The organism is Lentzea sp. NPDC054927 (genome assembly GCF_053610285.1).
In genome coordinates, this window is record NZ_JBSGXZ010000009.1 from 245,030 (window position 1) to 251,121 (window position 6,092).

The 6,092-nt window shown below is 68.7% G+C and carries 5 protein-coding genes; all 5 read left to right on the plus strand.

Going from position 1 to position 6,092, the window contains the following annotated elements; genetic code table 11:
* Positions 1 to 33 precede the first annotated feature (33 nt).
* The 5 genes from ACWGE0_RS17330 to prcA all read left to right on the plus strand — a co-directional run bounded on the left by ACWGE0_RS17330 (position 34) and on the right by prcA (position 5,977).
* Entirely contained in the window at positions 34 to 2,409 is a 2,376-nt protein-coding gene (locus ACWGE0_RS17330) for an FtsX-like permease family protein (RefSeq protein WP_452261879.1), read from the plus strand.
* Between the two features lie 72 nt (positions 2,410 to 2,481).
* Positions 2,482 to 3,975 carry a depupylase/deamidase Dop gene (gene dop, locus ACWGE0_RS17335; protein ID WP_452261880.1) on the plus strand — a complete coding sequence of 498 codons (1,494 nt, stop codon included), beginning with the start codon at positions 2,482 to 2,484 and terminating at the stop codon, positions 3,973 to 3,975.
* A gap of 79 nt (positions 3,976 to 4,054) precedes the next feature.
* Positions 4,055 to 4,249, plus strand: coding sequence for a ubiquitin-like protein Pup (locus tag ACWGE0_RS17340; RefSeq protein WP_452261881.1), 195 nt, complete (start codon positions 4,055 to 4,057; stop codon positions 4,247 to 4,249).
* A 50-nt stretch (positions 4,250 to 4,299) separates the two neighbouring features.
* Complete coding sequence (prcB, locus tag ACWGE0_RS17345) at positions 4,300 to 5,148, plus strand: proteasome subunit beta (RefSeq protein ID WP_452261882.1); 849 nt, start codon at positions 4,300 to 4,302, stop codon at positions 5,146 to 5,148.
* 34 nt (positions 5,149 to 5,182) lie between these two features.
* A complete protein-coding gene (gene prcA / locus ACWGE0_RS17350) occupies positions 5,183 to 5,977 on the plus strand; it encodes a proteasome subunit alpha (RefSeq protein WP_319972566.1) in 795 nt (264 codons plus the stop codon).
* Positions 5,978 to 6,092: the final 115 nt, after the last annotated feature.

Consider the following 6,092-nt stretch of genomic DNA (forward strand, 5'->3'; position numbering starts at 1 on the left):
TTCGTGAACGTCAGACGTCACCGAGGAGGATTCGTGTCCACTTCCCTGCGGCTCGGCGTCGCCGAGTTCCGCGCCCGGCCGGGCCGCGCGCTGTTGCCCGGCGTCGCGCTCGTGGTCGGCGTGGCGTGCCTGCTGGCCGCCCTGGTGCTGAGCGACGCGCTCACCAGGTCGGTCGACGAGGGCGCGCCGCTCACCCCGTCCTCAGTGGGACACGTGGTGGACGTCAAGTACGCGGACGGCGGCACCAAGGCCCAGCTGGACGGCGCGCTGCTGGCCAAGCTGTCCGGGGTCGGCCGGGCGGTCCCGGTGCAGATCGCGCAAGCAGACCTGTTGGACAGCAACGGCCGTGCGGGGGAGCACCGCGCCGAAGTGCACGTCCAGCAGCCGGACCTGGCGCGCTGGCCGCTGGCCGAGGGCAAGCAGCCCGCCGCGGACAACGAGGTCGCCGTCGACAAGATCACCGCGTACGAGCGGTCGATCAAGCCCGGCGACAAGATCAAGCTCGCCTCCGCGGACGGCAAGCCGTTCGACGTGACGGTCAGCGGGATCATGAAGAAGGGCGGCATGGACTCGCGGCCGATCCTGGTGGCCGGTCCGGATCTTGCCCGCAAGCTCGACCCGCATCCGTTCACCAAGGAGGTGTGGGTCCTCGGCGGCAGTCGTGAGGCCGTCACGAGCGCGGCCGGTGCGGCGTACTTCGTGTCGGACCCGGCTCCGGACGCCGACAAGATCGGCAACGACCTGACCTTCATCCTGCTGCCGTTCAGCGTGCTCGCACTGGCGACGGCGGTGTTCGTCGCGGCGGCCACGTTCCGTGCGGTCTACGCGCAACGGCAGCGTCAGACGGCGTTGTTGCGGTGCATTGGTGCCCAGCGCGGGCCGTTGGTGCGCAGGAGCCTGTTCGAGGCGTTCGTGACGGGTGCGCTGGCGGGTGTCGGCGGTGCGTTGCTCGGCGGGCCGATGGCGTGGCTGCTGGCCAGGACGTTCGACGTCACCGGCATCTCCGCGCTGTTCGGCGCGGTGGAGCTCAGCCCGGACCTGCTGCCGTCGCTCGGGTACGTCATCCTCGGAGTTGTTGTTGCCGCGCTGTTGAGCGTGATGGCCGCTGTCCGGCCCGCGATCAACGCCGCGCGCGTGTCACCGTTGGCCGCGTTGCGTGAGGCGGACAACGAGGTTCCCCCTCGGTCCGTGCGTCGTCTGCGGCTGGTGTTCGGTGTGCTGTTCACCGGTGGCGCGGCGCTGCTCGCGATGCTGGCCATCGCCGCCAAGGGCACGGTCGCGGCCCCGCTCGCCGTCACGTTCTCCGCGATCGCCGCGGTCACCGGCCTGTTCTGGATCCTCGGCCCGGTCACCGTGCCGTTCATCGCGCGGTTGTTCGGCAAGATCGGCGGCACCCAGTGGAAGCTCGCCGGCGCCGAGGTGCGCCGGATGCCGCAGCGGTCTGCGTCGGTGGCGCTGCCGTTGCTGCTGGCCAGCTCGATGGTGACGTTCTTCCTGGTGCTGCTGGGCGGCGCGCAGGACATGACGTACCAGTACGCCAACGAGGAACGCCCGGACGCCACCGTGGTGGACGCGGGGGACCGGCCGCTGCCGGCCCTTCCCGCCCAGGCCGACGCCGCCGCCAGCGTGGTGCTGCACAAGGCCGAGAACGGGTCGGGCGTCGACCCGGACGAGTTCAAGGCCTGGCTCAAGGCGCAGAACGTGTCCGTCGTCGACCAGTTCGTCACCGGGACCGCGGTCGTGCCGGAGCACTGGTCGGACAAGCCGTTCGTCGAGAACGACGGCAAGCAGTACAAGGTCGTGGGCACCGTGCCCGGCAGCCTCACCGGCTACACGCCGATCATCGGCGGCCTCACCTCGGGACCGGCGGAGAAGATGCTGGTCGCGCTGAAGCCGGGGGTCGACCCGGCCCAGTTCCGGGCGAACCTGCAGGCCGCGCTGCCGAACCACCCGACCGTGATCGTGCAGACGGACGCGGACGAGCGGGCCGAGGCGGACCGGTACATGCACCTCGGCACCGTGCTGATGATGGTGCTGCTCGGGCTGTCCGTGGCGGTCGCTGTAACCGGTATCGGCACCGCGCTGACGATCTCCGTGCAGGAACGCCGCAAGGAGCTCGCACTCAGGCGCGCCTTGGGCGTCACTCAGGGCGGACTGCAGGGCGGGGTCATCGCTGAAGCGATCATGCTGGCCCTGGTCGGGGTGATCGGCGGCGGAGTGCTCGGATTCGGCTACGCCGAAATCGCGATTCTCTCGACCGGCATCGACATGTCACTGCCAGGCCTGAAAGTGGTGTTGCCGCTGGTCATCGGCGCGGCAGCGGTCGTGGTGCTGGCCGTGCTGGCGGCGTTCGGGCCTTCTCGCGGCGCGTCCCGCATTCGTCCGGCGGCAGGACTGGCGTCCGGGTGAATAGGGTGAGGGGAGTTTCACGGTGAAGCTCCCCTCACGCTGTTGTCGGGGTCAGGCCATAAGGTGTTGCGCATGCGGCGGATCATGGGAACCGAGGTCGAGTACGGCATCTCAGTGCCGGGTGACGCGACCGCGAACCCGGTGCTCACTTCGACACAGGTGGTTCTTGCGTACGCGGCGGCGGCGGACATACCGCGCGCCAGGCGGGCGCGCTGGGACTACGAGGTGGAGTCACCGCTGCGCGACGCGCGCGGGTTCGACCTGGGCTCGCCCGGCGGGCATCCCTCCGACTCCGACGTCGAGGACCTGGGCGCGGCGAACGTCATCCTCACCAACGGCGCGCGGCTCTACGTCGACCACGCGCACCCCGAGTACTCGGCTCCCGAGGTCACCAACGCGCGTGACGCGGTGATCTGGGACAAGGCAGGGGAGCGGGTGATGGAGGAGGCCGCGATCAAGGCAGCCTCCGTGCCCGGCCAGCCCCGCCTGCAGCTGTACAAGAACAACGTCGACGGCAAGGGCGCGTCGTACGGCACGCACGAGAACTACCTGATGCAGCGCTCGACGCCGTTCACGGCCGTCATCGCGGGCCTCACGCCGTTCTTCGCGTCGCGCCAGGTCATCACCGGTTCCGGCCGGGTGGGCATCGGCCCGTCCGGCGAGGAAGCCGGCTACCAGCTCTCCCAGCGCTCCGACTACATCGAGGTCGAGGTCGGCCTGGAGACGACGCTCAAGCGCGGCATCATCAACACGCGCGACGAGCCGCACGCGGACGCGGACAAGTACCGCCGCCTGCACGTCATCATCGGCGACGCGAACCTGGCCGAGTACTCCACGTTCCTCAAGGTCGGCACCACGTCCCTGGTGCTGGACATGATCGAGGCCGGCCAGCGGTTCGACGACCTGCGCATGGTCGACCCGGTGCGCGCGGTGCACCAGATCAGCCACGACCCGACGCTCAAGACCAAGGTCGAGATGACCGGCGGGCGCAAGTTCACCGGCCTCGACGTGCAGTTCGCCTACCACGAGCGGGCGACCGCGTTCGTGGACAAGGAGGGCGTCGGCGACCGCGACGTCCTGCGGATCTGGGGCGAGGTGCTCGACGCGCTGGCCCGCGACCCCGCGGAGTGCGCCGACCGGCTCGACTGGGTCGCGAAGCTGCGGCTGCTCGAGGGCTACCGCCAGCGCGACGGCCTGGAGTGGGGCGCGGCCCGGCTCAACCTGGTCGACCTGCAGTACTCGGACGTGCGGCTCGACAAGGGCCTCTACAACCGCCTGGTCGCACGCGGCTCGATGAAGCGCCTCGTCAGCGAGGAAGAGGTCCGCGCGGCCATCACCTCGCCGCCCGAGGACACGCGTGCGTACTTCCGCGGCCGGTGCCTGGAGCGCTACCCGACCTCGGTCGCCGCCGCATCGTGGGACTCGGTGATCTTTGATCTCGGTCGAGAATCCCTCGTGCGAATTCCCACCCTGGAACCGCTCAGGGGAACGAAAGCGCACGTCGGAGCCCTTCTGGAGGCCTCTGACACCGCCGAGCAGCTGGTGGACGCGCTGACTCGCGGGTGATCGTCTACCCGAGTGGCTCAGGATTTTTGTCGGTGCTGCTAGGTAGTGTTCTTGTCAGGCGAGCAAGCGGGAGGCCGAGATGTCCCAGGAACAGAAGCAGCGCCAGGGCGGTGGCGACGGCGACGAAGGTGGCGAGGACGCCGCCGGAGCCGGTCAGGAACGCCGCGAGAAGCTCGGCGAGGACGTGGACGCGATCCTCGACGAGATCGACGACGTGCTCGAGGAGAACGCGGAGGACTTCGTCCGCGCGTACGTGCAGAAGGGTGGTCAGTAGGCCTTCGGGGGCCTGTTGACCACCTTCGGGGACGGGAGAACAACCAACACATGGACCACAGCTCGACCGGGCGTTACCCGGCCGCGGCGTTGCCCTCTGCGTACCTGACGCCGGGCTCGTCGTCGTTCACGGACTTCTTGCGGGCGCAGGCACCCGACATGCTGCCTTCGGCCCGGAAGCTCCCGGAGGGGACCGTCCAGGCCCCGCACGGGACGACGATCGTCGCGGCCACCTACAAGGGTGGTGTCGTGATCGCCGGTGACCGGCGCGCGACGATGGGCAACGTCATCGCCCAGCGCGACATGAAGAAGGTCTTCGTCACCGACGACCACTCCGCCGTCGGCATCGCGGGCACGGCAGGCATCGCGATCGAGATCGTCCGGCTGTACACGGTCGAACTGCGGCACTACGAGAAGATCGAGGGCGTATCGCTGTCGCTCGACGGCAAGGCGAACCGCCTCTCGGCCATGATCAGGGGCAACCTCGACGCGGCCATGGCCGGCCTCGCCGTGGTGCCTCTGTTCGCCGGGTACGACACCTCGGCCGCGGACTCGGATCGCGCAGGCAGGATCGTGTCCTACGACGTCACCGGCGGCCGCTACGAGGAGTCGCAGGGCTACCAGGCCGTCGGCTCGGGCTCGCTGTTCGCGAAGTCGGCGCTCAAGAAGCTCTACGACCCGGACGCGGACGTCGACGCCGCGATCCGCTCGGTCATCGAGGCGCTGTACGACGCGGCGGACGACGACTCGGCCACCGGAGGCCCGGACCCGGTCCGCCGTCTCTACCCGGTCGTGGTCACGATCAACGGTGCCGACGGCGCCGTAGAGGTGCCGGACCCCGAGGTCGCCACGGTCGCGAACGCGGTCGTCGAAGGCCGCAGGTCCCGCCCCTCAGGCTGAGTCCCCATCAGGTTCGACGTCAGGAGCACCACCCATGACGATGCCGCTGTACGCATCGGCAGAGCAGGTGATGCGCGACCGCTCCGAGTACGCCCGCAAGGGCATCGCCAGGGGCCGCAGCGTCATCGTGCTGAAGTACGCCGACGGCATTCTTTTCGTCGCGGAGAACCCCTCGAGCACGCTGCACAAGGTCTCGGAGATCTACGACCGCATCGGCTTCGCGGCCGTGGGGCGGTACAGCGAGTTCGAGAACCTCCGCCAGGCCGGCATTCGGTTCGCCGACGTGCGCGGGTATCAGAACGACCCGCGTGACGTCACTTCTCGCTCTCTCGCGAACGTGTACGCGACGACTCTCGGTACCTACTTCACTGAGCAGATCAAGCCGTTCGAGGTGGAGATCTGTGTGGCTGAGGTCGGCGACTCGTCCGCTTCGGACACGTTGTACCGGTTGACGTATGACGGGTCCATTGTGGATGAGCCGCAGTACATCGTGATGGGTGGCACTGTTGATGCCGCCAACACGGCTTTGAAGGACGCTTTCGCTGACGGGTTGTCGTTGGCTGAGGCTGTTCCGGTTGCGGTCAAGGCGTTGTCGGCTGGGTCGTCGTCCACTTCTACCGCGGCGTTGTCGGCTGCTTCTGGGAGTGGGTTGCCGGAGTTGTTGCCTGCCAACAAGTTGGAGGTCGCGGTTTTGGAGCGGGCTCGGCCTAGGCGGGCGTTCCGGCGGATTGCCGGGGCGGCTTTGGATTCGTTGATGCCTTCGCCTACCAAGGGTGGGCAGGCTGTTGAGGATGTTGAGTTGCCGGGCTCGGAGGATGAGTCCAAGTAGGTTTTGAGGGGCTGGGTCGCCGGCTTCGCGGGGTGGTCACCTTGCGGGCGGCGACCTTTGCCTTGCGTGCGTTTCCTGGGGGCGCTGCCCCCAGACCCCCGCCAATCTGATCTGG

What these genes read in the sequence shown, in the direction of transcription:
- dop (WP_452261880.1), top strand. Translation starts at nt 2,482, where the DNA reads ATGCGGCGGATCATGGGAACCGAGGTCGAGTACGGCATCTCAGTGCCG.
- ACWGE0_RS17340 (WP_452261881.1), top strand. Translation starts at nt 4,055, where the DNA reads ATGTCCCAGGAACAGAAGCAGCGCCAGGGCGGTGGCGACGGCGACGAA.
- prcB (WP_452261882.1), top strand. Translation starts at nt 4,300, where the DNA reads ATGGACCACAGCTCGACCGGGCGTTACCCGGCCGCGGCGTTGCCCTCT.
- prcA (WP_319972566.1), top strand. Translation starts at nt 5,183, where the DNA reads ATGACGATGCCGCTGTACGCATCGGCAGAGCAGGTGATGCGCGACCGC.